At 70.2% G+C, this 23,403-nt stretch carries 21 protein-coding genes; 8 read left to right on the top strand and 13 right to left on the bottom strand.

Annotated features, from left to right (window positions below; genetic code table 11):
* Positions 1 to 22 precede the first annotated feature (22 nt).
* The 7 genes from ACFWPA_RS13175 to ACFWPA_RS13145 all read right to left on the bottom strand — a co-directional run bounded on the left by ACFWPA_RS13175 (position 23) and on the right by ACFWPA_RS13145 (position 8,572).
* On the bottom strand, positions 23 to 1,015 hold the full coding sequence (locus tag ACFWPA_RS13175) for an ABC transporter ATP-binding protein (RefSeq protein WP_378509272.1): 993 nt from the start codon (positions 1,013 to 1,015) through the stop codon (positions 23 to 25).
* A complete protein-coding gene (locus tag ACFWPA_RS13170) occupies positions 1,012 to 1,998 on the bottom strand; it encodes an ABC transporter ATP-binding protein (RefSeq protein ID WP_378509261.1) in 987 nt (328 codons plus the stop codon). Before ACFWPA_RS13170 ends, ACFWPA_RS13175 begins: the two co-directional genes overlap by 4 nt.
* Positions 1,995 to 2,900, bottom strand: coding sequence for an ABC transporter permease (locus ACFWPA_RS13165; RefSeq protein ID WP_378570443.1), 906 nt, complete (start codon positions 2,898 to 2,900; stop codon positions 1,995 to 1,997). Before ACFWPA_RS13165 ends, ACFWPA_RS13170 begins: the two co-directional genes overlap by 4 nt.
* On the bottom strand, positions 2,897 to 3,844 hold the full coding sequence (locus ACFWPA_RS13160) for an ABC transporter permease (RefSeq protein ID WP_378509259.1): 948 nt from the start codon (positions 3,842 to 3,844) through the stop codon (positions 2,897 to 2,899). Before ACFWPA_RS13160 ends, ACFWPA_RS13165 begins: the two co-directional genes overlap by 4 nt.
* A 17-nt stretch (positions 3,845 to 3,861) precedes the next feature.
* A complete protein-coding gene (locus tag ACFWPA_RS13155; RefSeq protein ID WP_378509258.1) occupies positions 3,862 to 5,406 on the bottom strand; it encodes an ABC transporter substrate-binding protein in 1,545 nt (514 codons plus the stop codon).
* Positions 5,407 to 5,474: 68 nt separating this feature from the next.
* Positions 5,475 to 7,016 (bottom strand): ABC transporter substrate-binding protein, encoded by a 1,542-nt coding sequence (locus ACFWPA_RS13150; protein WP_378509257.1) that lies wholly within the window; start codon positions 7,014 to 7,016, stop codon positions 5,475 to 5,477.
* A gap of 35 nt (positions 7,017 to 7,051) precedes the next feature.
* Positions 7,052 to 8,572, bottom strand: coding sequence for an ABC transporter substrate-binding protein (locus ACFWPA_RS13145; protein ID WP_378509256.1), 1,521 nt, complete (start codon positions 8,570 to 8,572; stop codon positions 7,052 to 7,054).
* 225 nt (positions 8,573 to 8,797) lie between these two features.
* On the opposite strand from ACFWPA_RS13145, the gene ACFWPA_RS13140 reads away from it, so the two are divergent.
* Positions 8,798 to 9,229: a heme-binding protein gene (locus ACFWPA_RS13140; protein WP_378509255.1), complete on the top strand. Its 432-nt coding sequence runs from the start codon at positions 8,798 to 8,800 to the stop codon at positions 9,227 to 9,229.
* Here ACFWPA_RS13140 and ACFWPA_RS13135 read toward each other — a convergent pair.
* From ACFWPA_RS13135 to ACFWPA_RS13120, 4 genes are read right to left on the bottom strand one after another with little or no spacing between them, the layout of a single operon-like run.
* On the bottom strand, positions 9,214 to 9,924 hold the full coding sequence (locus tag ACFWPA_RS13135) for an SIMPL domain-containing protein (RefSeq protein ID WP_378509254.1): 711 nt from the start codon (positions 9,922 to 9,924) through the stop codon (positions 9,214 to 9,216). The genes ACFWPA_RS13140 and ACFWPA_RS13135 overlap by 16 nt on opposite strands.
* A 7-nt stretch (positions 9,925 to 9,931) precedes the next feature.
* Positions 9,932 to 11,242 (bottom strand): YhgE/Pip domain-containing protein, encoded by a 1,311-nt coding sequence (locus ACFWPA_RS13130; RefSeq protein WP_378509253.1) that lies wholly within the window; start codon positions 11,240 to 11,242, stop codon positions 9,932 to 9,934.
* A gap of 58 nt (positions 11,243 to 11,300) precedes the next feature.
* Positions 11,301 to 11,930, bottom strand: coding sequence for a DedA family protein (locus ACFWPA_RS13125; protein ID WP_378570440.1), 630 nt, complete (start codon positions 11,928 to 11,930; stop codon positions 11,301 to 11,303).
* Positions 11,927 to 12,526, bottom strand: coding sequence for a TetR/AcrR family transcriptional regulator (locus tag ACFWPA_RS13120; RefSeq protein WP_378509251.1), 600 nt, complete (start codon positions 12,524 to 12,526; stop codon positions 11,927 to 11,929). Before ACFWPA_RS13120 ends, ACFWPA_RS13125 begins: the two co-directional genes overlap by 4 nt.
* A 115-nt stretch (positions 12,527 to 12,641) precedes the next feature.
* On the opposite strand from ACFWPA_RS13120, the gene ACFWPA_RS13115 reads away from it, so the two are divergent.
* The 7 genes from ACFWPA_RS13115 (at position 12,642) to ACFWPA_RS13085 (ending at position 20,150) form a co-directional block, all read left to right on the top strand.
* Positions 12,642 to 13,583 carry an NADP-dependent oxidoreductase gene (locus tag ACFWPA_RS13115; protein ID WP_378509271.1) on the top strand — a complete coding sequence of 314 codons (942 nt, stop codon included), beginning with the start codon at positions 12,642 to 12,644 and terminating at the stop codon, positions 13,581 to 13,583.
* An 82-nt stretch (positions 13,584 to 13,665) separates the two neighbouring features.
* A complete protein-coding gene (locus tag ACFWPA_RS13110) occupies positions 13,666 to 14,634 on the top strand; it encodes a pirin family protein (protein WP_378509250.1) in 969 nt (322 codons plus the stop codon).
* A gap of 138 nt (positions 14,635 to 14,772) precedes the next feature.
* Complete coding sequence (locus ACFWPA_RS13105) at positions 14,773 to 15,546, top strand: pirin family protein (RefSeq protein WP_378570438.1); 774 nt, start codon at positions 14,773 to 14,775, stop codon at positions 15,544 to 15,546.
* A gap of 30 nt (positions 15,547 to 15,576) precedes the next feature.
* On the top strand, positions 15,577 to 16,482 hold the full coding sequence (locus ACFWPA_RS13100) for a PaaI family thioesterase (RefSeq protein ID WP_378570436.1): 906 nt from the start codon (positions 15,577 to 15,579) through the stop codon (positions 16,480 to 16,482).
* A 78-nt stretch (positions 16,483 to 16,560) separates the two neighbouring features.
* Positions 16,561 to 17,193 carry a DUF4190 domain-containing protein gene (locus ACFWPA_RS13095; protein ID WP_378570434.1) on the top strand — a complete coding sequence of 211 codons (633 nt, stop codon included), beginning with the start codon at positions 16,561 to 16,563 and terminating at the stop codon, positions 17,191 to 17,193.
* Between the two features lie 85 nt (positions 17,194 to 17,278).
* Positions 17,279 to 18,154, top strand: coding sequence for a protocatechuate dioxygenase (locus ACFWPA_RS13090; protein ID WP_378570465.1), 876 nt, complete (start codon positions 17,279 to 17,281; stop codon positions 18,152 to 18,154).
* Between the two features lie 34 nt (positions 18,155 to 18,188).
* On the top strand, positions 18,189 to 20,150 hold the full coding sequence (locus ACFWPA_RS13085) for a M13 family metallopeptidase (RefSeq protein WP_378570432.1): 1,962 nt from the start codon (positions 18,189 to 18,191) through the stop codon (positions 20,148 to 20,150).
* Positions 20,151 to 20,163: 13 nt separating this feature from the next.
* Here ACFWPA_RS13085 and ACFWPA_RS13080 read toward each other — a convergent pair whose 3' ends face one another.
* Both ACFWPA_RS13080 and ACFWPA_RS13075 read right to left on the bottom strand, forming a co-directional pair.
* Positions 20,164 to 21,522: a DUF2252 domain-containing protein gene (locus ACFWPA_RS13080; protein ID WP_378570430.1), complete on the bottom strand. Its 1,359-nt coding sequence runs from the start codon at positions 21,520 to 21,522 to the stop codon at positions 20,164 to 20,166.
* 36 nt (positions 21,523 to 21,558) lie between these two features.
* Complete coding sequence (locus ACFWPA_RS13075; protein ID WP_378570428.1) at positions 21,559 to 23,352, bottom strand: ABC transporter ATP-binding protein; 1,794 nt, start codon at positions 23,350 to 23,352, stop codon at positions 21,559 to 21,561.
* Between the last annotated feature and the right edge of the window lie 51 nt (positions 23,353 to 23,403).

Here is a 23,403-nt window from a genome sequence, read left to right as displayed (position 1 = left end):
CCCGACGCCCGGCGCGCGGCGACTACGCCAGGTGGCAGGCCACCTGCCCACCCCCGACCACCTCGGTCACCACCGGGACCTCGGTCCGGCAGCGCTCGACCGCCACCGGGCAGCGGGTGCTGAACGCGCAGCCCGGGGGCGGGTTGGCCGGGTCGGGCAGCTCGCCGGACAGCCGGATCCGTTCCCGTTCGCGCTGCCGTCGCGGGTTCGGGACCGGGACCGCCGACAGCAGCGCCTTGGTGTACGGGTGCGCGGGCGCGCTGAACAAGCGATCCGACGGCCCCCACTCCACGATCCGGCCCAGGTACATCACCGCGGTGGTCTGCGCGATGTGCCGGACCACCGCGAGGTCGTGGGCGATGAATAGGTACGCGATGCCCAGCTCCCGCGAGAGTCGTTCGAGCAGCGCGATCACCTGGTTCTGGGTGGACACGTCGAGCGCGCTGACGGCCTCGTCCGCGATGATCAGCTTCGGTTCGACGGCGATCGCGCGGGCGATCGCGATGCGCTGACGCTGCCCGCCGGAGAATTCGTACGGATACCGCTGGGCGTGCTCCCGCCGGAGCCCGACCTGCTCGAGCAGGTCCCCGACCTTGCGCCGGCGGGCCTCCGCGTCGAGATCGGTGTGCACCTCGAGGGGTTCGGCGATCGCATCGCCGACGGTGCGCGCCGAATCCAGCGACGAGTACGGGTCCTGGAACACCATCTGCATGTCGCGGCGCGCGGACCGAAGCTCGGTGCGGGACAGGGCGGTCACGTCGACGCCGTCGAGGGTGACGGTCCCGGATGCGACGTCGACGAGCCGGAGAATTCCCCGCGCGGTGGTCGACTTCCCCGACCCCGACTCGCCGACCAACGCAAAGGTCTCACCCGAACGGATGTCGAAGCTGACGTCGTTGACCGCCCGAACGGTCCGCCTGCGACCGAATAGTGCTGCCCCGCTACCAAACTCCACGTTCAGTCCGCGCACGGCGAGCAGCGGCGCCTCGGTCCGGGCCTGCACGTCGACCGTCATGAGCATCCCTCCAGGGTGAGTTCCTCGACCCGCGCACACCGCGCGAGGCGCTCGCCGCCGAGGCCCCCCAACCCGACGGTGGTGTCGCACACCGGTTCCCGGTACCCGCAGCGCGGCGCGAAGCGGCAGCCAGTCGGGATTGAGCCGGGGACCGGCGGGGAGCCGGGGATGGTGTGCAGGTCGACCCGGCCGTCGATCGACGGCACCGACTTGAGCAGCCCCTCCGTGTACGGGTGCCGGGGGGTGTCGTACAGGTCACCGGTGCGGGCCCGCTCAACGACCTGACCCGCATACATCACCACCACCTCGGTGCACAGGTCCGCGACCACCCCGAGGTCGTGGGTCACGAACAGCACACCCATGTCGAATTGTGTTGCCATGTCCCGGATCAGGTCGAGAACCTGCGCCTGAATCGTGACGTCCAACGCGGTGGTCGGTTCGTCGGCGATCAGCAGCTTGGGCTCACAGGCGAGCGCCATCGCGATCATCACCCGCTGCCGCATGCCGCCGGAGAACTCGTGCGGGTACTCCGTGACCCGCCGCGCGGCATTCGGAATGCCGACCAGGTCGAGCACCTCGACGGCCCTGGCGAGCGCCGCCTTGCGGCCGACGCCGCGGTGCCTGCGGACCACCTCGGCGATCTGGTCACCGACGGTGAACACCGGGTTCAGGCTCGTCATCGGCTCCTGGAAGATCATCGCGATGTCGTTACCGCGCACCGCGCCCAGTTCCCGTTCGGACGCGGCCAACAGGTCGCGGCCCTGGAAGCGAATGCTTCCGGCGGTCACCCGCGACTGGCGTTGCGGCAGCAGCCGCAGCACCGACGAGCAGGTGACGCTCTTGCCGGACCCCGACTCCCCGACCAGCCCGACGAGGTCACCCGCCCGGACGTCGAAGGTGACGTCCTGCAGCACCGGGGTCCATCCGCCGTGGGTGAGGAACTCGACGCCGAGTCCCTCGACGGACAGCAACGTCTCGCTCATCGCTCACTCCTGTTCTCGCGTCCGACGGAATCCCGGATGCCGTCGCCGAGGGTGTTGCAGGCCAGCACCGCGAGGATGATCGCGACCGCCGGAATCAGCACCGGCCACGGCGTGTAGTTCCACGCCTCGCGCCCCTCGGCGAGCATCCGCCCCCAACTCGGGTCGGGTGGCTGCACACCGAGGCCGAGGAAGCTCAGCGACGACTCCGCGAGCATCGCGAACCCGCAGGCGAGACTGACCTGGACGATCAGCGGGGAGAAGATGTGAGGGAGGACGTGGGTGCGGATGATCCGTCCGGTCGGGGTCCCGATGCTCCGAGACGCCTCGATGAAGGTGTCCTCGCGCACCGAGATCACCGCGCCGCGCACCACCCGGTAGAAGCGGGGCGCGAACACGATGCCGATCGCGATCATGGCGTTGGTCAGGTTCGGTCCCATCACACCGACGATGGCCATCGCGAGCAGCAGCGGCGGGAAGCTGAGGAAGGCGTCCGCGACACGCGAGATCACCGCGTCCCACCGCTTGCCGAGGAAGCCGGCGATCAGCGCGGGGACCACCCCGAGCACCAACCCGACGGACACCGAGATCGCGGCGGCGGACACCGCGACCCGCATCCCGTACATCAACCGGGACAACGTGTCCCGTCCGAGGTTGTCGGTGCCCAGCAGGTAGCCATCGCTCAGCGGGGGCAGTCGGCGGGCGGTCAGTTCCTGCGCGAGGGGGTCGTGCGGGGCGATCAGCGGCGCCAGCAGCCCGATGACGGTGATCGCGATCAGGAAGGCCGCCGACAGCACCGCTGCCCGTCGACCGCGGAGCCTGCGGAAGAACCGGCGGCGCGGCGACTCCACGACATCGGCAACGGATCCGTCGGTGACCGAATTGGTCGCATCCAGTGCGGTCATGCGGCCCTCCTAGTCTTCGGGTTGAGGTAGCCGTACGAGATGTCCACCAGCAGGCTCATCACCACGGTGGCGAGCACTCCGAAGATGACCACGCCCTGAATCGTCGGCAGGTCACCGGACAGCACCGCCTGGATCGCGAGATCGCCGAGACCCTTGAGCCCGAACACCGATTCGATGACGGCGGTACCGCCGAGCAGGAACGCGATCTGCATGCCGAGGACGGTGGCCGTGGGGATGAAGGCGTTCTTCAACGCGTGTTTGACCAGGACGGTGCGCCGCGGCAGGCCCTTCGCCGTCGCGGTGCGGATGTAGTCCTGCTGCATCACGTCGATCATCGAACTCCGCAGCTGCCTGGCGATCTCCGCTGCCGCGGCGACGCCGAGCGCGATCGCGGGCAGCAGCAGGTGCGAGAGCCACGGCCACAGCCCCTTCGCCAGTGGCGTGTATCCGGTGGCGGGCAACACCTTCAGATTCATCGCGAAGAGCAGCACCAGCAGCAGCGCGAGAACGAAGTTGGGTGTCGCGACACCGAGGGTTGACCCGACACCGGCGACCCGATCCTGCCAGCTGCCCGGCCTGCTGCCGCCGACGATGCCCGCCGGGATACCGATCAGCAGGGCGACGATCACCGAGACCACCGCCAACGACAGCGTCACCGGGATCCGGTCGACGATCATATCCAGCACCGGCGCCTTGTAGGTGAAGCTGGTGCCGAGGTCGCCCTGCACGAGGCCGGTCAGGAAGTTCACGTACTGCACCACGACCGGTTGGTCGAGACCCAGTTCCTGCCGGACCATCTCGACCTGTTCCGGCGTCGCCGACTCGCCTGCGATCCGGTGCGCCGGGTCGCCGGGGATGAGGAAGACGAGGCTGAAGGTGATCGCGGTCGCGATCAGGAGCAGCGGGACGACGGCGAGCAGCCGGCTCCCGATCAGACGTAGCACTGTGTGTGTTCCTCCTGCTAGTCCGCGGCGGCGATACCGACGCCGCCCCATTCGTCCATCGCCCGGTACGGCTGGTAGCCGACGACACGGTCGGTCACGATGCCCCCGATATCTGAGAACGCCAGCGGCACCATCGGCGCCTGGTCCATCGCGGCCGCGGACGCCGTCGCGAGCAGCTCACCCCGCCGCACCGGATCCGACTCCCGGTTCGCCGCGTCGAGCGCCTCCTGGAAGCCCGGCAAGGCGTCCGCGGACGGGTTCTGCGGCGACGTCGCCCCGTAGTAGGTGCTCAGCAGCAGGGACGGGTCCGCGCGCCCGACGACGGTGGTCAGCACGGCGTCGAGTTCGCCCCGGTTGAACACCGGCGACATCTCCTGCGGCGTCATGGTGCGGATCTCCATTCGGATGCCGACCTTCTCGAGCTGCTCCTGCACGATCTGCGCGATCAGCTGGTTCTCCGGCAGGTTCATCACCCCGGCGGTGAAGGTGAATCCGTTCGGCACCCCGGCCCTGGCGAGCAGGTCCTTCGCCTCCGCCTCGGAGTACGCGAATCGGTCGGCGAGGTCGGGGTTGTACGCGAAATAGCCGGACGGGAAGTTCTGCGATGCCGCCTCGCCGTGACCCTCGAGCGCGGTCGCGGCGAGCACCTCACGGTCGATGGCCCGGGTCACGGCCTGCCGGACCTCCACCGTGCCGAACTCGCTGCGGGTCCGGTTGAGGTTGAGCGCGTAGTGGTTGAGGCTGGTCTGCACCTCCACGTCGAGCCCCTGCGACCGCGCCGGGTCGATGATGAGGGGGGTCGCGATCGCGGCGTCCATCTGGTCCGAGGCAACCGCGCCCAACCTGGTCTGCGGATCGGCCATGACGGTCCACTGGAACCGGTTCGCCCCGACCGACTCCGCGTCCCAGTACCCGTCCCAGGACGCGAATTCGTACTCCGCTCCCGGTGTGGAGCGGGCCACCGTATACCGGCCGGCGCCGACCGGGTCGAGGACCAGCGCGGCATCCTTTTCCGGGGTCCCGAAGGCGTTGGGGCTGACCATCATCCCCGGCAGGTCGGACAGGGTCAGCACCAACTGGGCGCCGGGGCCGTTCAGGCCGAGCACCACGGTGCGCGGGTCGGGGGTGTCGATCCGGTCGACGGGCGCCAACATCGTCGTGGTGATCGAGTCCGGCTCCTTCGCCCGCAGCAGGTTCGCCTTGACCGCTGCCGCGTCGAACGGGGTCCCGTCCTGGAAGACGACCCCCTCACGCAGGTGCAGCGTCAGGGTGGACCCGTCCGGCGCGAACTCCCACGACGTCGCGAGCCCCGGAATCGCGTTCGCGTCCGGATCACGCTGGACGAGACGGTCATAGACCTGCGCGAGCAGGATGTTGTCCTGCGCGACCTTCGTCTTGTGCGGGTCGAACGACGACGTGCCGTACGTGGTCGCGTAGCGGAAGGTGGCGGTCGGATCGGTGGCCATCGACGAGCTGTCGGAGGCCCCGTCGGTGGCGGTCCCCGCGCAGCCTGCGAGCAGCGCGGCGGTCAACCCGACCGCGACGATCATCTTGCGAGACATGTTCCCTCCCATTTCACCCGCTGCTAAGACTCCCGTAGCGCCCCGAGTGTGACGCACGACACGTGACGTCAGTTGGCCGCCACGCCGACACCGCGCCACTCGTCGACGACCCGGTTGGGTTCGTAGCCGACGACCTGATCCGAGGTGATCGCACCGAGCTGCGCGAAGGCGATCGGCAGCATCGCGGCCTCGCCCATCAGCACCTCGCTCACGTCTCCGAGCAGCGCGGCGCGCTGCCCGGGGTCGGTCGCCCGGTTCGCGGCGTCCATCGCCTCCTGGAACCCGGGGATCGCGTCGTGGGACGGATTCTGGGCGGAGTTCTGGCCGTAGAAGGAGGTCAGCAGCAGCGACGGGTCGGCCCGACCCACCAGGGTGGTGAGAATCGCGTCCAGCTCCCCGCGGTTGAACGCCGGGTTCAGGTCGGTCGGCGTCATCGACCGGATCTCCATGGTGATGCCGACCTGCGCCAGCTGCTCCTTCATGATCTGCCCGATCATGGTGTTCTCCGGCAGGTTCGACACCCCGGCGACGAACGTGAAGCCTTCCGGCACACCGGCGTCGGCGAGCAGACTCTTTGCCGTCGCCTGATCGAACGGGTACTGGCCGTCGAGCGCGTCGTCGTGTGCGAAGTAGCCGGTCGGGAAGTTCTGGCTGGCCGCCTCACCGTGCCCCTCCAGCGCGGACGCGACGATCGACTCGCGGTCCACCGCGTGCGCGAGCGCCCGCCGCACCTCGATCTTCCCGAACTCGCTGCGCGTCCGGTTCAGGTTGAGCACGTAGTTGTTCAGGCTGGTCTGCACCTGCGCCTCGAGGCCCTGTGCGGTCGCCGAGTCGATGGACTGGGGGGTCGCGATGCCCGCGTCGAGCTGACCGGATGCAACGCCGCCGACCCGGGTCTGGGGATCGGTCATCACCGTCCACTGGAAGCCGTCGGCCCGCACCGCGTCCGGATCCCAGTAGCCCGGCCGCGCCGCGTACTGATACTCGGCGCCCGGCTGCGCGTTCACCACCGTGTACCGGCCCGCCCCGACCGGCGCGAGCACGAGGGCCGCGTCCTTCTCGGGGGTGCCGAAGGCATTCGGGCTCACCATCATCCCGGGCAGGTCGGAGAGGGTGAGGACCAGCTGCGCGCCGGGGCCTGCGAGCCGCAGCACCACGGTGCCGGGATCCGGGGCGTCCACACCTGCGACACCCGCCAGCATCGAGGAAGTGATCGAATCCGGGGCCAGCGCCCGCTCCAGGTTGGCCTTCACCGCGGCCGCGTCGACGGCGGCGCCGTCGGAGAAGGTGACACCCTCGCGCAGGTGCAGGGTCAGCGCGGATCCGTCCGCGGCGAATTCCCACGACTCCGCAAGTCCCGGTACGGGGTTGCCGTCGACGTCGCGATGCACGAGTCGGTCGTAGACCAGGTTCAGCATCGTCGAGTCGCTGGTGATCTTCGTCTTGTGCGGGTCGAAGGAGGACGCGCCGTAGGTGGTGGCGTACCGCAGCGTCGCGGTCGGGTCGACGTCCGCGGCGGACGCACCGCCGGTTTCGGTGGAACCGCACCCGGCGACGAGAGCGGTGGACACCGCGATCGCGGCCGTCAGTCTACGTGGGAACACAGGCATCCTTTGATCGGACCGAATAAGGCTGGGATGGGCGGCTATTCGGCGGCGAGACCGACGCCACGCCATTCGTCGACGAGCAGGTTCGGCTGGTATCCGACGACCCGATCGTCGAGGGTCGAGCCGAGCGCGAAGAACACCAGCGGCAGCGCGAGCGCGTTGTCGCTGACGATCGTCGACACCGCGCCGAGCTTCTCGCCGCGGACGGCGAGATCGGGTTCCGAATTCGCGGCGTCGAGCGCCTCCTGGAAGCCGGGCGCGTTGCCGCGCGACGGGTTCTGCGGCGACGCGGCCCCGTACAGCGAGGTCAGCAGGATCGACGGATCTGCCCGGCCGGTGAAGGTGGTGACGATCGCGTCGGCGTCACCGCGATTGAAGGTCGGCGACGCGTCCGCAGGCGGCAGCGGGCGCAACTGCATGTCGATGCCGACCTCGGCGAGCTGCTGCTGCACGATCTGGGCGACGAGCTGATTCTCGGGGAGGTTCAGCAGAATCGCGGTGAAGCTGAAGCCATTCGGCAGTCCGGCCTGGGCCAGCAACTGCCGGGCCCTCTCCGGGTCGTACCGGTAGGTGTCGTCGAGTGCGGCGTCGTGCGCGAAATACTGCTTCGGGAAGTTCTGTGTCGCGGCCTCGGCGTGACCCTCCATCGCGGTGTCGGCGATGGCCTGCCGGTCGATCGCGTATGCGAGCGCCTGCCGCACCTCGAGCTTCGTGAATTCGCCCCTGGTGCGGTTGAAGTTGATCGCCATGTGATCCATCCGGATCGGCGCCTCGACGGTGAGACCCTGCTGCTCGGCCGCGTCGATGGTCAGCGGCGTGGTGATGGCGGCGGACACTTCCCCGGAGGCGACCCCGTTCAGTCGGGTCTGCGGGTCGGTCATCACGGTCCACACAAACCGGGTCGAGGTGACCGCCTCGGGATCCCAGTAGCCGTCCCTGGCCGCGAACTCGTATTCGGCGCCGGGGCGAGATGCTGCGACCGTGTACCTGCCGGTTCCGGCCGGCGACAGGGCGAGCGCAGCGTCCTTCTCCGGCGTACCGAAGGCGTTGGGGTTGACCATCATTCCCGGCAGATCGGAGAGCGTCAGCACCAGCTGGGCTCCCGGACCGTTCAGGGTGAGGACCGCGGTACGCGGGTCCGGGGTCTGCACCCCGGTAACCACGGTGAGCATCGAGGCGGTCACCGAGTCCGGCTCCATCGCCCGTTCCAGGTTCGCCTTGACGACGGCGGAGTCAAACGGGGTGCCGTCGGCGAAGGTCACCCCGTCACGCAGCAGCAGCGTCAGCGTTCCGTCACCGAACTGCCACGACTCCGCCAGGCCTGGAATGGGATTGGCGTCGGTGTCGCGGTGAACGAGGCGGTCGTACACCAGGTTGAGCATGGTCGCGTCGCTGGTGATCTTCGTCTTGTGCGGGTCGAACGAGGAGGTCCCGTAGACCGTCGCATAGTGGAAGGTGGCGTTCGGATCGGCCACCCCGGACGACGACGTCTCGGCAGCACCGCAGCCGGCGAGCAGGGCGGCGGACAGTCCGAGGGCGACAACGAGCTTGCGTGACATACACATTCCTTCCCGACGCGCACCCATGCAGTGCCGAGGCACGCGGGAACACACCGAATCCGTCGGTCTGACGCGAACGTAAGCGGTGTGACGTGGAGCACTCCGAGCAGGTCCCGCTCAGTGGGACCGAGCGGGTCACCGGCGCCGCGCGCTCGATCGGTCACGGTCGGGCGCCCGGTCTCGGTCCCGCACCACGGGATCCGGCTCGCCGGGTACGGTCGCCCGATGAACAACGTGCTGAATCTGGTGAGAGCCCGGGCCGCGGTCGACGCGGCGTTCGCGGCTGCGGCGCAACAGGACAAGCGGGTCAGCGTGGTCGTCGTCGACGACCGTGGTCATGACGTGCTCGCTGCGCGAAGTGACGGGGCGCCGTGGTTCACGGCGGGGGTGGCCCGCGCGAAGGCGGCAACGGCGGCCGCGATGGGGGCGGCGTCCGGCGACCTCGCCGGGCTGAAGGTCGCGCACCCGGAGTTGCTTGAGCTCATCGGGGCGCAGGCCGCGCACCCGATGACGACCCTTCCCGGCGGGGTGCCGATTCGGCTGGCGGGCACCGTGGTCGGGGCGATCGGGGTCAGCGGCGCCGAACCCGACGAGGACGCCGCCTACGCGCGGGCCGGGTATGCAGCGGTGAAGGCTCTCGGTCAGTCGATGTCGTAGACCACGGACACGGTGACGGTCAGGTCCTGCATGCCCGGCTCGATCGGGGTGGATGGCGCCCGGTCCATCATGACGCCCGGCATCGGCGGTGCCGCCGCGGTGACCTCGCTGATTGACCGGACGTCACCGAGCTCGACGCCCGCCGCGTCGGCGATCTGCCCGGCCTGCGCCCGCGCCTGCTCGACGGCCCTGGCGCGGGCCTCGGCGCGCAGGTCACTGTCGTCGCCGATGGAGAAGGTCAACTGCTGCACCCGCACCGCGTCCCCTGCCGCGGCGGCCGCCCCGTCGATGAGGCCGCCCGCACCGGCGATGTCGTGAACGGTGGCGGTCACCTGATTGGTCACCTGGTAGCCGGTGATCGTCGACGATGCGGGCGCATAGGTCGGCTGCACCGACAGCCCGCTGGTGGCGATGTCCGCCGCCGCCACTCCGCGACTCTTCAACGCATCCGTCAGGGCCGTTGCCCGTTCCGCGTTCGCGGCAAGCGCGGCCTCCGCGGTGGCGTCCTGCGTCTGCACGCCGAGCACCACGGTCGCGGTGTCGGGGGCCGCGCTGACCTTCCCGACACCCTGAGTGCTGATTCCCGGAGGCGCGGACTCGGATCCGCCACCCGACGGGGTGTCCGCGGCGCAGCCCGCGACCAGGATCACCGCCGCCGCCGACACCGCCACGCCCACCGCCCGCAAGGTTGCCATGCCCCAACTATGACGCAGCCGACGCCGGTGCGGTCGGGTTACCGGTCCGGCGTGTCCCCACCCAGGCCAGCGCCGCGGCCAGGGCCACCGTGGTCCCGGCGAACAGGATCATCAGGGCCTGGGGACCGATCGGGCCGGTCCCGGCGGTGCCGGTCACCGCGACCGCGACCGGCGCGGCCATCGCATCGGACATCGCGTCCTGCTGGGCACCGCTGCGGGCCGGGATCGCGTCGACCCCCTTCGCCACCTGGTCACGCAGCTGCCCGGACACCGACTTCAGCTGATCGATGCCGGCGAGGATCTGGTCGGTGGTTCCACCGAGCAGTTCGGGGGCCTGCGCGGCGATCGGACCGATCCCGTCCTGCAGCTGGCGGCCCGCGCCGGACAGCTGGGCCGAGACCGACTCCAGCTGCCCGAAGCCGTCGCCGACCGCATCGCCGAGGGTGGTGTCGGGTCCGACCCCGCTGCCGAGCAGCCCGGTGATCGCGCCCAGCTGCCGGCTGAGGTCGGCCAGGTCACTGCCGGTGCGTTCCAGCGCCGCTGCGGCGTCGCCGTCGACGGCCGTCACCCGCGCCGCCACCTCGTCGAGTCCCCGCTGCGCGCGGTCGAGGCCGGTCGTGACATCCCCGACCGTGACACCGAGGTCGGTCAGCCGGGTCGCCAGCTCACCCGCGGGCCCCCTGGCCTGCTCGACCATGCCCGATACCTGCCCTGCGACGTCGACGAGCTGGTTCGCGCCGTCGTTCGCGGTCTGCAGGTACGGCAGCATTGCGGTCACCCCGTCCAACATCTGCCTGGCCTGGGTGTCGGCGGCGGCGGTCGCGGTTGACAGGACCTGGGCGGGCAGCAGCGCCTGCTGCACCTGTGACCGGGCCGAGGCCATCCCGGACAGCAGGTCCCGGATGCCTGCCGAGGAGGTGACCTCGGTGACGGTGGCCGCCAGCCGGGTCAGCGTCTCGTCGTCGGCGGCGCTGCCGCGCCGGACCGTCACCTCCGCCTGCCGCGGCGCCGTGGTTCCGAGCGAGGTGACGGCGTCGGAGAAGTCCTCCGGGATGGTGACCGCGGCAAGGTACTTCCGGTCGGCAGCCGTGTCGGCGTCGACGACCTCCCAGGCGAATCCCTCGGACCGTTCGAGCGCGTCGATCACGCGTTCCCCGATCGCGTCCGCCCCGCGGTCGTCGTTGACGATCGCCACCGTGCGCGGCGGCGGCGCCGCGGGCCGCAATCCGAGGACGAGCCCGGCCCCGACGATCAGCAGGACGGCGGTCAACGCGAGAACGGGCCACCGGCGGCGGAGGACGGGTAGGACATCAGGCATGCAACCGACCGTACGTGCGGTCCCTGGGGAGGGATTGGCACGCACATGAGAATTGCTCTCAGACGGGATCAGGTTCCGGTGTGTGCGCGCCGGACCCGGGCTTGAAACGGCGCCGCGCCCACCAGCCGAGCGCCCCCGCCGCGGCGACGGCGACCAGCAGCCACATGCCGCTGCCGAGTGCCGATTCGACCCGCTCGTAGGAGTGCCCGGCAAGGTAGCCGAGCAGGACGTTGCCCGCGCCGAAGATCAGTGCGGCGACCGCGTTGAAGGCAAGGAACCGCCGGTAGGGCATGCCGCTGATCCCGGCGAGCGGGGGCATCACGGTCCGGAGGAACGCGACGAACCGGGCGAGGAACACGGCCGGACCACCACGGCGGCGCAGCAGGTCGCGTGCCCCGTCGAGTCGGCCGCCCGCGACGAACGGCAACCGCAGGATCCGAGGCCCGATCCGGCGGCCGACCCCGAAGCCGACGGTGTCACCGAGCAGTGCGGCCACCACGACAACGACGATCATCGCCCACAGGTCGACGCGGGCCTGGCTGGCGATCACCCCACCGACGATCGCGGCCGTCTCGCCGGGCACGACGAACCCGATGAACAGGGCGTCCTCGACGAACACGAAGGCAGCGACGGCGAGGTAGACGACGAGCGGCTCGAGCTCCTGTAGCCACTCCAGCAGGGCGGTCACACCGGGCCCGCAGACGGGAGGTCGAGCAGTCCGCGACCGAGAACGGCGAACCCGTCGCGCAGTATCCGTTCGAAGGCGGGCGCACCCTCGTCGGGTCGCCAGCCTCGGTACGCGGTGTGCATCACCGCGAGCGCGGAGTTCACGACGAATGCGACGAGCATCGGGTCGGCGGGGATCCGGCCGCCGACCCATTCCCGGACGAATCCGCGGAACGGTTCGCTGGCGGCGAGCGCGGGCTCGAGCATCGCCTGGCACTGCTCGATCATCGCCTTGCGCAGCAGCAGCCGTGCTTCGTCGCGACAGGTGACCCCGACGAGGATCTCGCACAGTGCCTGCCACACCGGCTCGTCCGCGGGCCGCGCATCGGCCAACGCCCGCCAGCGGGCCGGATCCTCAGGGTCGGGATCGAGCAGCAGCGCTTCCTTGGAGTCGAAATAGTTGAACAACGTGCTCTTGGAGACGCGGGCGGCGGCGGCGATCTCCTCGACGCTCACCTCGTCGAAACCGCGGGCCGTGACGAGATCGACGGCGGCGCCGCGCAGGGCGCGCCAGGTGTCGAGCTTCTTGGCGGCGCGCAGCCCCGATGCCTGGGTCACGGCACCAGCCTACGCCCGAACTTACACTCGGTCCAAATTTGTATGAGGTGCAAATTTCGGCGCTTGGGAATAGCTAGTGCCGACCCCGGGTTGGCCGGACATGACCGAACATGGCATGACCGCGTCCGTGGTGGCGGCCGCATACGGCGACCCCGAGGTCCTCACCGTCATCACCGAGCCGGTGCCCGCTCCCGGACCGGGCGAGGTGCAGGTACGCCTGCGCGCGATCGGGGTCAACCCGTTCGACGTCAAGTCGTACAGCGGCGCTTTTGGCGCCGATCCCGCACGACTGCCGATCCGGCCGGGCATCGAGGCGTCGGGCGTGGTGACGGCCGTCGGGGCGGACGCGGTCGGCCCGACGGGTCCGGTCTCGGTCGGCGATGAGGTCATCGTCAACCCCGGCGCCCGCACCTACACCGAGTGCCTCACGGTGCCGGCATCCGTCACCCTCGCCAAGCCTCCGAGCCTGTCCTTCGAGCAGGCGGCCGCCCTGCTGTCCAGCGGAACCACGGCCGTCGACGCGCTGACCACCGCCCGGGTCGCGGCGGGTGACACCGTCCTCCTGCACGGCGCCTCCGGGGCCGTCGGCGCCGCGACCGCGCAGCTCGCGCTCGCCCGCGGCGCCACCGTGATCGGCACCGCTCGCGCGACGAACCACGACCACCTGCGCGCGCTCGGGGTGACCCCGGTCGAGTACGGCGACGGGCTCCTCGACCGGGTGCGGGCGCTGGCCCCGGACGGGGTCGATGCGGCGATCGACACCGCGGGCACCGACGAGGCGATCGACGCATCGCTCGCCCTCGTCGGCGACCGCGGCCGGATAGTCACGATCGTCGCGTTCGAGCGGGCCGGGCGGGACGGCTTCCGCGCGATCGGCGGCGGCGACCCGGACAGCGCCCGGATCCGGCGCGAGGCGCGCGCCGAGCTGGTCGAACTCGCCGGTCGCGGATCGCTCGAGGTGACGATCGCAGCGACGTTTCCGCTCGCCGACGCGGCCCGTGCGCACCGCGAGCTGACCGGACGGCACCCGCGAGGCAAGTTCGTGCTGCTGCCGTGACGGCGCGGGAATAGTTCCGGGCGGCGCACGTTGAGTACGGTGAGCTAGTTGAATGATCAACTACTGATTCGAGGAGCGCAGCATGCCCGCCGTGACCGCCGACAACACCCTCGCGCTGCCCCGCGTCTCCGCGGCAGCGCCCGACGCCCTTGCCCGCCCGGTACTGTCGGTGACCACCGCCCCGCGCGGCTACGAGGGCGAGGGCTTCCCGGTCCGGCGCGCCTTCGCTGGCGTCGACCTGGCGCACCTCGACCCGTTCCTGCACATGGATCAGATGGGCGAGAACGAGGCGGCGCCCGGCGAGGCCAAGGGCACCCCCTGGCATCCACACCGCGGCTTCGAGACCGTCACCTACATGATCGACGGCGCCCTCGAACACCGGGACTCCAACGGCGGCGGCGGCGCGATCGGCGGCGGCGACACCCAGTGGATGACCGCGGGCGGCGGCATCCTGCACATCGAGACCCCACCCGAACAGCTCGTGGTCACCGGTGGCCTGTTCCACGGCGTGCAGCTGTGGGTGAACCTGCCCCGCGACAACAAGATGGCCGCACCCCGCTACCAGGACATCACCGGGAACCGGGTGGCGCTGCTGTCCTCGCCGGACGGCGGTGCGCTGATCCGGGTCATCGCCGGGGAACTCGACGGACACCACGGCCCCGGCTCGACCCACACGCCGATCACGTTGCTGCACGCGACAATCGCGCCCGGCGCCTCGGTGACCCTGCCGTGGAATCCCGAATTCAACGCGCTCGCTTATGTTCTCGCTGGCGACGGAACGGTCGGTACGGAACGTCGCCCGGTCCGGACCGGGCAACTCACCGTGTTCGGGCGCCGCGGAAGCACGATCACGATCGCGGCCGCCGACACCCAGGACTCGCGCACCGAGTCGCTTGAGGTCTTCGTCCTCGGCGGGCGGCCGATCCGCGAACCCATCGCGATGGCTGGCCCGTTCGTGATGAACACCAAGGCGGAGGTCATCCAGGCGTTCGAGGACTTCCAGGCAGGCAGGCTCGGGTCGATCCCGGCCGCCCACGAGACACTGGACTGACGGGGCCCGAGCGCCTCACTCGTGCACCGGGATTCGATGCGGCTCACCGGCAACGTTCACGCATCGGCTCGATCACGGATGAGGGGAACTCCTGCGCCGCTCGCTATGTTGAAGACCGAAGTTCACGAAGGAGGCTGCATGTCGGCACCACCCACCCCACAGATCGACGTCCATCGCGCCGGCGAGCGCCTGGCAACGCGGATCGACTGGCTGGACTCGAAGCACTCCTTCTCGTTCGGCCAGCACTACGACCCCGACAACACCCACCACGGCGTGCTGCTCGTCAGCAACGACGACATCGTCTCCCCGGGGCAGGGCTTCGACACCCATCCCCACCGGGACATGGAAATCGTCACCTGGGTACTGCGCGGGTCGCTGGTGCATCAGGACTCGATGGGGCACTCCGGGGTGATCTACCCCGGGCTCGCACAGCGGATGAGCGCGGGCACCGGAATCCTGCACTCGGAGAAGAACGACGGATGGCGCCTGTCCGGGGCGCCGAGCCCCGACCACTCCGACCCGGTCCGGTTCATCCAGATGTGGGTGCTGCCCGACGAGTCCGGTGTCGCCCCCGGCTATGAGCAGCTTGAGATCGAGGACGAACTGATGCGGGGCGGCCTGGTGCCGGTGGCGTCCGGGATGCGCAAGCATCGGGACAATTCCGCGATCACCATCAACAACCGGGGTGCCGCCCTGTACGCCGCGCGGATGCGGGCCGGCGACAGCCTGACCCTGCCCGAGGCGCCGTACCTGCACCTGTTCGTCGCCGAGGGCGAGGTGGACCTCGAGGGTGCAGGCCCGCTGTCCGAGGGCGACGCGGTGCGGTTCACCTCGACCGGCGGCCACCGCCTGACGGCCGACCGGCCCGCCGAGATCCTGGTCTGGGAGATGCACACCCGGCTCGGCGGCTGACGGCCCGATCCGGATGGTAGAAACGGTGCCATGACCTCCACCGATGCTCCTCGCGTCGACCGCCTGATGGCGATGATGGGCGCCCGCCCCGGCCCCGTCGAACCCGGCCGCACCGAGCACACCCAGGAGGTCGGACCCCGGTTCCACGATCATCGCGGCCGGACGATCCTCGGCTCCATCGGCATCCTCGTCGACGCGGTCCCCGGCGGCGCCGTCGGGCGGTCCGTGCCCGCCGGGACGCAGACCGTGCTGTCGCAGGTCACCGCCGCACTGGCGGCGCCGCTGCCCGACCGCGGCGACATCGTGGCCCGCGGCAACGCCGTCCACCTCGACCTCGACACCGGAATCGGACTTGCCGCGGGCGACCTGACCGGGCCGGACGGGCAGTCGTACGCGGTACTGACCGCGCGGGCGGTCGTCGTCACCCGCGGCGCCACCCACGCCGACACCGTGTTCGGCGGCCCCGCGCTCCCCGTCCCCGATACCGAACCGGGCACCGATCCCGCCGAGTTCGCGGACCGGTCCGGTCTCGACGTGGTGACCGCGATCGCATCCGGCGCGGTGGCCCGTGGCCCGCTGGCCGGGTTATTCGGCGTCGACCTGGCGGAGGTCGGGCCGGGCCGCGTCGTCGGCACCTTCACGCCGCGGACGTGGATGGCAAACTACCTGGGCACCGTGCAGGGCGGCAACCTGATCGCGGTGTCGGATCTGATGACCGGCCTCGCCGCGCAGACGCTGACCGCGCCCGGCCAGCACTACCGCGCCCTTGACCTGCGGATTGACTTCGTCCGATCCCCCGCCCTTGACGGCGGTCCGGTGCGGGTGCGGGCCGAGGTCGTGCGCGCGGGCAGGCGCCTCGCGCTGATCGACACCGAGACGGTCGACTCGTCGGGAATCGTGCTGGCCCGCGCGCAGTCCAGCGTCCACCTGCTCTGACACGACCGTCGTGACCGCCGCTCCGGCATCGGCGGGGCTAACCTGCTAGTGCGGACGTCGCGCCAGCCGAGGAGAGTCATGACGAATCAGCCGCCGAATCCCGACGGAACACCCGAGGGGCAACCGCCGCAGTACGGACCGCCCGACTCCGGCGCCGCCTACCCGGGCGGACAGCCCCAGTACCCCGGCGGACAGCCCCAGTACCCCGGTGGGCAGCCGTATCCGGGGCCGCCGCCGCAGTACGGGCAGCCCTACCCGGGACAGCCGTACCCGGGCGGACAGGTTCCGCCGGGCGGCTACCCACCGGGCGGGTACCAGCCGCAGCCGTCCCCACGCAACGGCGCGGGGATCGCGGCGCTGATCCTCGGCGTTCTCGCGGTCCTCGGCGTCTGGACGATCGTCGGCGGCATCGTGCTCGGTGTCCTCGCCGTCATCCTCGGCTTCGTCGGACGCTCGCAGTTCAAGAAGCGTCGCGCCACCAACGGCGGGATGTCCCTGGCGGGCATCATCCTCGGGGCGCTGGCCGTGATCGTCTCGATCGTGCTGGTGGTGGTCGGGGTCGGGATCTTCAACAAGGTCGGCGGCCGCGACCTCGTCGACTGCCTCCGCGATGCGGGCACCGACAGCGCCGCGATCGAACGGTGCCAGGACGAGTTCCGGCAGAACGTCGAGAACCAGCTGTCCATCACGCTGACACCGGCCCCCCGCTGACGCCGCGACCCCTCCGGTGCCCGATGCGATTTCCCGACGAATCAGAATGGACGGCGCAGCAACGTCGGACGAAGCGGGGTCACGGGTGAACAAGGACATCGAGAGCAGCCGCGCGCGGGTGAGCAGGCGCCGGGCCCTCGCCCTCGGCGGCACCGTCGGGCTGTCCGGGCTGATCGCCGCCTGCTCGACCGGGGGGTCGTCCGACACCCCGCCGACGACCGCGGCGGGCTCCGCCTCGGACGACGCGGTCGCCCTGCTCGCCCGCGCACCGCAGTGCGTCGCAGGCAAGGAGGAAACGCAGGGCCCCTACTGGTTCGACGTCGACTCGATCCGCAACGACATCCGAGAGGACCGGCCGGGGACCACGTTCGAAGTGGTTCTGCGCATCCAGGATTCGGACACCTGCACCCCCGCGAGCGGCGGCGGGATCGCCAACGCGGTTGTCGAGATCTGGCACTGCGACGCGGGCGGCGTGTACTCCGGCTTCGAGTCCGGCTCCCGGAGCGCCAACGGCTACCCACCGCAGGCCGCGACGCCGGGCGGGCCGCCGACCCAGGACGCACCCGGCGCGGACACCTCCTTCATCCTCTCCAACGGCTCCTACAGCGCGGGCGACGTGGAATCGGCGACCACCGATGACGGCACCTATTTGCGCGGCGCCCAGGTCACCGACGGTGGTGGCATCGCGACCTTCACGACGATCTTCCCCGGCTGGTACACCGGGCGCACCAGCCACATCCACCTCCGTGTCCACATCGACAAGAAGACGGTGCTGACCACGCAGCTGTACTTCCCGGAGGATCTGATCGACGAGGTGTACGCGCGCAGCCCGTACGTCGAGCACACCGGCCGCGAGGCCAACGTCACCAACGCCACCGACAGTCTCTTCGACGAGTCCGGGATGCTGACCGTCGTCCCGACCGCCGATGGCTACCGGGGCGCCGTCAACATCGGGGTGTAGGCACATCCGGCCCGCGGCGGCCATGATGGAGGGCATGACGACGCCCTCCGGTATCGACCTCACCCACCTCGACCCGGGCATCCGCGCCCAGGACGACCTGTTCGCCCACGTCAACGGCCAGTGGCTGGACGGCTACCAGATACCCGCCGACCGCGCCGTCGACGGCGCCTTCCGCACCCTCTACGACCAGGCCGAGGTCGACGTGCGGGCGATCATCGACCACGCAGCGGACACCGGCGGGGTCGACGGCACCGTCAGCCAGCAGATCGGCGACCTGTACCTCTCCTTCATGGACGCCGACGCGGTCGAGCGCAGCGGGCTCGACCCGATCGCCGACGAGCTCGCCGCGGTGGATGCCGTCGCGAACCTGTCCGAGCTCGCCGCGCTGCTCGGCGGGCTGCAGCGCACCGGGGTCGGCGGCGCGATCGGCAACTACGTTGACACCGATGCGAAGAACTCCGCCCGCTACCTGGTGCACCTGACGCAGTCCGGGATCAGCCTGCCCGACGAGTCGTACTACCGCGAGGACTCCTTCGCCGAGATCCGCGCCGGCTATGTCCGGCACGTCGAGGCGATGCTCACCCTCGCGGGCAGGCCCGACCCGGCGGTCGCCGCGCAGCGCATCCTCGACCTGGAGACGGCGATCGCCGCGGGCCACTGGGACGTGGTCAAGCGACGCGACGCCGAGCTGAGCTACAACCTCGTCACGCTCGACGGCCTCGCCGAGCAGAATCCCGGCTTCGATTGGGCCGCCTGGGTTTCCGCGCTCGGCGGAACCACCGAAACGTTTGCCGAGCTGGTGGTCCGGCAGCCGAGCTTCCTGACCTCGCTCACCGAATTGTGGACCACGCGCCCGCTCGAGGACTGGAAGACGTGGACGGCGTGGAAGGTGATCCATTCCCGCGCACCGTATCTGACCGAAGCGCTGGTGGCGGAGGACTTCGCGTTCTACGGCACCACCCTGTCCGGCACGACCGAGAACCGGGAACGCTGGAAGCGCGGCGTCTCCCTGGTGCAGGACCTGCTCGGCGAGGCCGTCGGAAAGCTGTACGTCGAGAAGCACTTCCCGCCCGCAGCGAAGGCGCGCATGCAGGAACTGGTCACGAACCTGCAGGAGGCGTACCGCCGCAACATCGCCAACCTGGAATGGATGGGCCCGGACACCCGCGCGGCCGCGCTCGCGAAGCTGGAGAAGTTCACCCCGAAGATCGGCTACCCGGACAAATGGCGGGACTACAGTGACCTGGTCATCGACCAGTCCGATCCGGTCGGCAACTACCGGCGCGGGTACGCCAACGAACACGACCGGGACATCGCGAAGCTCGGCGGCCCGGTGGACCGGGACGAGTGGTTCATGACGCCACAGACCGTCAACGCGTACTACAACCCCGGAATGAACGAGATCGTCTTCCCTGCCGCGATCCTGCAGCCGCCATTCTTCGACGCCGCCGCCGACGACGCCGCCAACTACGGCGGCATCGGCGCGGTGATCGGGCACGAGATCGGCCACGGGTTCGACGATCAGGGCGCCAAGTACGACGGCGACGGCAACATGATCGACTGGTGGACCGACGACGACCGCACCGAGTTCGGCAAGCGCACCAAGGCGCTGATCGAGCAGTACAACGAGTTCGAGCCGAAGGCGTTGCCCGGCCACAAGGTCAACGGCGAGTTCACGATCGGCGAGAACATCGGCGACCTCGGCGGGCTGTCGATCGCGTTGGCCGCGTACACGATCGCCCTCGACGGCACCGAGGCTCCGAAGCTGGACGGCCTGACCGGGCTGCAGCGGGTGTTCTTCGGGTGGGCGCAGGTGTGGCGCACCAAGGCTCGTGACGAGGAGGCGATCCGCCGCCTCGCCGTCGACCCGCACTCACCGCCGGAGTTCCGCTGCAACGGCGTCGTTCGCAACCTGGATAGCTTCCACGAGGCGTTCGACGTCACCCCCGGCGACGCGCTCTACCTGGAGCCCGAACGGCGCGTCAAGATCTGGTGATAGCCGTCGCTGGCTACGTGCGGGACGCTCGTACCCGCTCGTAGTCGGCGCGGTTCCGCGTCGCATACCCGACCGCCCACCGCTCGATCGCGTCGTCGAACACCGTCCCCGACCCGAGGTAGGCGGCGATCGCGGCGGGGTCGCCGGTGCGGGCGTGTGCCCTGGCGAGCGCGGTAGCGCAGAGCTGCGCGTAGATCCGCATGCCCTCCGGTCGCATCTTCGCGACGTCGAAACCGCCCTTCTTGTCCCGGAGTTGGCGGACATAGAAGTCCCGCCCGAACGGCCCGGTTCCGGTGAACCAGCCGAGGAACGGGTCGCTCGCGCTCTGGATGAGCCGCTGCCCGTCCACCACCCGCTGCCCCTGATCCGGGTACGGCAGTCCCTCGACGTACGGCGCAAGCACCGACGGCTGCGCCTCCTTGATCTGCAGGAACAGCGGATCGTCGACGCGATCACCGACGAACAGCGCGATGAAAGACATCGTCCCGACCGATCCGACCCCGACCACCTTGCGGGCGATATCCTGGAACCGGTAGCGCCGCAACAGCTGCCGTCGGTCACTGTCGAGTGACGCAAGATAGTTGCCCATCACGGACCGGAGCAGGTCGGTGACCTCCTTGTGCCGGTCGGGTTGCAGCCCCACCACCAGCGGCGGATCCTCGGTGATCCGGAAGCCGGCATCGGTGCGATGGGCGAACCGGGCGAGTGTCCCCAACTGGGTGTGCTGCTCCGCCTTCGCGAAGGACTTCTCCGCGAAGCCGACCTGCCGCTTCGTCAACTGTCCGCGCAGTCGCTCAACGACCTCGTCGGCCTCCAGTCGCAGGTACCAGAGGTCGAGCGCGGGCATGCCTGCCGCGCGCCGCATCATCTGCCGGTATGTCGTCGCGACGTCCCGCGCCGCCGCCCGTGACTCCTTCGGGCCGTGCCCGTTGTCCTCGGATGCGACGGCGACCGACACCGCGAGCCGCTTCACGTCCCACTCGAACGGACCTCGGTGTACCTCGTCGAAGTCGTTGAGGTCGAACACCAGTCGACGATCCGGCCCGGCGAACAGTCCGAAGTTGGCGAGGTGCGCGTCCCCGCACGCCACCACCATCAGGTCGGTCCGCGGGCCGTTCGCGAGGTCCCAGGCCATGATCGCCGCGGACCCTCGCAGAAAGGTGAACGGCGAGACGAGCATCCGCTCGTATCGGAGCGGCACCAGGTCGGGCAGGCGGGTCGCGTCCTGCCGCGCAAGCACCTCCGCCGGGTCCGGGCGCCCCGGAGCCGGTTCCCACTGCCCGTGCGCGCCGCGCGGCACGTCGGACCGCAGTCGCTTGCCCGCCCGGCGGCGCTCACCGGCGGGAACCGGGGGCTCGAAGACAACGCTCATCGCCCGACGCTACCGCCGCGCGACCGGACGCACCGGTCAACCCGCCATTGCGGCCTCGGGTGCGATCCGCAGCGCGGTGACCAGGTCCCGGTACAGGGCGTCGGAGGCCATCAGTTCGGCGTGGGTGCCGCGGGCTCGGATCCGCCCCTTCTCCATCACCAGGATGGTGTCGGCGTCGATGACGGTGGAGAGCCGGTGCGCGATCGTCACCACCGCGCCGGTGCGGGACAGTTCGGTGATCACGTCCTGGATCGCGGCCTCGGTCCGGCCGTCGATCTGCGCGGTGGCCTCGTCAAGGAGCAGCACCTCGGGCCGTCGAATAATGGCCCGGGCCACCGCGATTCGCTGCCGCTGGCCGCCCGAGATGTTGGTGGCGGTCAGGTCCGTGTCGAGTCCGTGCTCCATCGCCCGCACCGTCTCGTCCAGGTGCACCGCCCGCAACGCCGCCCAGATCTCGTCCTCGGTGGCCTCCGGGTAGGTGAAGCCGACATTCGACCGCACCGTGCCGGGGACGATCGGGGTCTCCTGCTCCACGTACGCCAGCCGGGACCGGACCTCGTCGTACGGCAGCCCGCTGTATGGCACCCCGTCGAGAAGAATCTCCCCCTGCTCCGGATGGAGGAAGCGCAGCAGCAGCGAGAACAGCGTCGTTTTGCCCGCCCCGGACGGACCGACGATCGCGGTGTGCCCGCGGGCGGGGATGGCCGCGCTGACCTGCCGCAGCGAAGGCTCCGCGCCGGGGGCGTAGCGCGCGGTGACGTCGACGATGTCGAGGACCGGCAGCTCGGGATCTCGGTGGGCCGCACGGAGATCGACCACCTGGGCGGTGTGTGTGGAGTCCGCCCGGTCGGCAGGCTCCTCGACCTCCATGTCCTGGACCTCCCGGATGCGGGCGGCGGCGGCGATGCCCGCCTGGATGGAGGCGAAGTTGCCGGCGAGCTGCGACGCGGGCGGGATGAGCTGAAATGCGTACAGCAGGAACGCGATCAGGCCCGACACCGCGAGCGCACCGATGCCGACCCGCCAGGCGCCGAACGCGAGGATGCCCGCGACGGCGAGCTGCATGCCACCGCTGACGACGGCCCACACCACCGCGGTCGCCCGCACCGCCCGCAGGTTGTGCCGCTGGGAGTCGCGGGCGTCGACGATGATTCGCTCCGCCTCCCGGACCTCCGCGCGGGACGCCTTGACGGTGCGGATCGCCCGCAGCGCACCCTCGAGCCCCCCGCCCATTCGGCCGACCGACTCCTGCGCAAGGCGCTGCGAGCGCCCGATCTGGGGCATCAGCCACGACGCGCCGATGCCGACCAGCACCAGCGCGCCGACCATGACAGCGAGCAGCACCGGGTCGAGGAACGCCATCATCACCAGCGTGCCGGTGATCGCGGTGACCCCGTTGACCAGTTCGACGAGGGATGACGACGCGGCCTCCCGCAGCAGCAGCGTGTCCGAGGTGACCCGGGTGACCAGCTCGCCGGAGGGACGCTTGGTCACGCTGGCGATGGTCGCGCGGAAGTACCGCCGGACCATCGACTCCCGCGCGTCGAACACCACCTGGGCGGCGAGCGCCCCCATCAGGTTGTGGTAGGTGAAGCCGAGCACACCCGCGACGGCGACGAGGATCGCGAGAACGGTGACCGGGGTCTGCATGCTGTCGCCGGTGACGAGCGCGTCGAGGATCTGCTTGATCATCATCGGCATGACGAGCCCGGTCGCGGTGAACACCAGCCCGATCACGATGCCAATGAACAGCACCATCCGGCGCGGACGGATGAAGGACCACAGCAGCCGCACATTCGGCCAGGACGACTTCGCAACGGAGCCAGACATGCCCACAGTGGTACATGCGTGTCCCATTCTTGTCAACAAGTGATTCCTTTT

Source organism: Rhodococcus sp. NPDC058505, from assembly GCF_042720095.1.
In the GTDB taxonomy this organism is placed as follows: Bacteria; Actinomycetota; Actinomycetes; order Mycobacteriales; family Mycobacteriaceae; genus Rhodococcus_G.
This window is presented reverse-complemented; position numbering and strand designations above follow the sequence as displayed.

Coding starts and splice junctions, on each gene's coding strand:
- ACFWPA_RS13105 (WP_378570438.1), top strand. CDS start 14,773: ATGTCGGCACCACCCACCCCACAGATCGACGTCCATCGCGCCGGCGAG.
- ACFWPA_RS13130 (WP_378509253.1), bottom strand. CDS start 11,242: ATGCCTGATGTCCTACCCGTCCTCCGCCGCCGGTGGCCCGTTCTCGCG.
- ACFWPA_RS13110 (WP_378509250.1), top strand. CDS start 13,666: ATGCCCGCCGTGACCGCCGACAACACCCTCGCGCTGCCCCGCGTCTCC.
- ACFWPA_RS13095 (WP_378570434.1), top strand. CDS start 16,561: ATGACGAATCAGCCGCCGAATCCCGACGGAACACCCGAGGGGCAACCG.
- ACFWPA_RS13175 (WP_378509272.1), bottom strand. CDS start 1,015: ATGACGGTCGACGTGCAGGCCCGGACCGAGGCGCCGCTGCTCGCCGTG.
- ACFWPA_RS13145 (WP_378509256.1), bottom strand. CDS start 8,572: ATGTCACGCAAGCTCGTTGTCGCCCTCGGACTGTCCGCCGCCCTGCTC.
- ACFWPA_RS13115 (WP_378509271.1), top strand. CDS start 12,642: ATGACCGCGTCCGTGGTGGCGGCCGCATACGGCGACCCCGAGGTCCTC.
- ACFWPA_RS13165 (WP_378570443.1), bottom strand. CDS start 2,900: ATGACCGCACTGGATGCGACCAATTCGGTCACCGACGGATCCGTTGCC.
- ACFWPA_RS13085 (WP_378570432.1), top strand. CDS start 18,189: ATGACGACGCCCTCCGGTATCGACCTCACCCACCTCGACCCGGGCATC.
- ACFWPA_RS13155 (WP_378509258.1), bottom strand. CDS start 5,406: ATGTCTCGCAAGATGATCGTCGCGGTCGGGTTGACCGCCGCGCTGCTC.
- ACFWPA_RS13075 (WP_378570428.1), bottom strand. CDS start 23,352: ATGTCTGGCTCCGTTGCGAAGTCGTCCTGGCCGAATGTGCGGCTGCTG.
- ACFWPA_RS13140 (WP_378509255.1), top strand. CDS start 8,798: ATGAACAACGTGCTGAATCTGGTGAGAGCCCGGGCCGCGGTCGACGCG.
- ACFWPA_RS13150 (WP_378509257.1), bottom strand. CDS start 7,016: ATGCCTGTGTTCCCACGTAGACTGACGGCCGCGATCGCGGTGTCCACC.
- ACFWPA_RS13135 (WP_378509254.1), bottom strand. CDS start 9,924: ATGGCAACCTTGCGGGCGGTGGGCGTGGCGGTGTCGGCGGCGGCGGTG.
- ACFWPA_RS13080 (WP_378570430.1), bottom strand. CDS start 21,522: ATGAGCGTTGTCTTCGAGCCCCCGGTTCCCGCCGGTGAGCGCCGCCGG.
- ACFWPA_RS13170 (WP_378509261.1), bottom strand. CDS start 1,998: ATGAGCGAGACGTTGCTGTCCGTCGAGGGACTCGGCGTCGAGTTCCTC.
- ACFWPA_RS13100 (WP_378570436.1), top strand. CDS start 15,577: ATGACCTCCACCGATGCTCCTCGCGTCGACCGCCTGATGGCGATGATG.